Below are 563 nucleotides of genomic sequence, written 5' to 3'. Positions count from 1 at the left end.
GTCCTGGGGCGGAGCCTGGTGTGGCCCGTGACCTCGCAGACGGCGCGGATCATCTCGCGGACCGAGACGCTCTCGCCGCGCGAGACGTTGACCGTGAGGTGTTCGGGCGTCGGCTGGTCGGTCAGCGCCTGGGCGGCGGCCAGGTGGGCGGCTGCCAGGTCGGCGACGTGCAGGAAGTCGCGCTCGCAGGTGCCGTCCCTGGTCGGGTAGTCGTCGCCGAGGATCCGGGCCGGCGAGCCGGCGTGCAGGTACTCGAACGTCATGGGGAGCAGGCTCGCGCCGTTGGTGTCGGCCAGCAGCGGGTCGGCGGTGCCCGCGACGTTGACGGCGCGCAGGCAGGCGGTGCTGATGCCGTGGGCGCGGCCCGTGGCGCGCACCAGCCACTCGCCGGCGAGTTTGGTCTCGCCGTAGGGGGTGGTGGGGAGGCAGGGGGTCTCCTCGGTGAGGAGGTCGGTCTCGGGGGTGCCGTAGACCGCGGCCGAGGAGGCGAAGACGAAGCGGGGGACGCGGGCGCCGCGCACGGCCTCCAGCAGGATCTGGAGGCCCTGCAGGTTCTCCCGGTA

General features: G+C 73.9%; 1 protein-coding gene. It reads right to left on the bottom strand.

From position 1 onward, the window contains the following. A partial coding sequence (locus E1283_RS36845) for an NAD-dependent epimerase/dehydratase family protein (RefSeq protein ID WP_132822463.1) occupies window positions 1-563 on the bottom strand: 563 nt, incomplete at both ends.

The sequence above is a fragment of the Streptomyces hainanensis genome (genome assembly GCF_004348415.1).
Taxonomy (GTDB): Bacteria; Actinomycetota; Actinomycetes; order Streptomycetales; family Streptomycetaceae; genus Streptomyces; species Streptomyces hainanensis.
The sequence above is the reverse complement of the archived record's forward strand: the minus strand, read 5'-3'. Positions and strand labels throughout refer to the sequence as shown.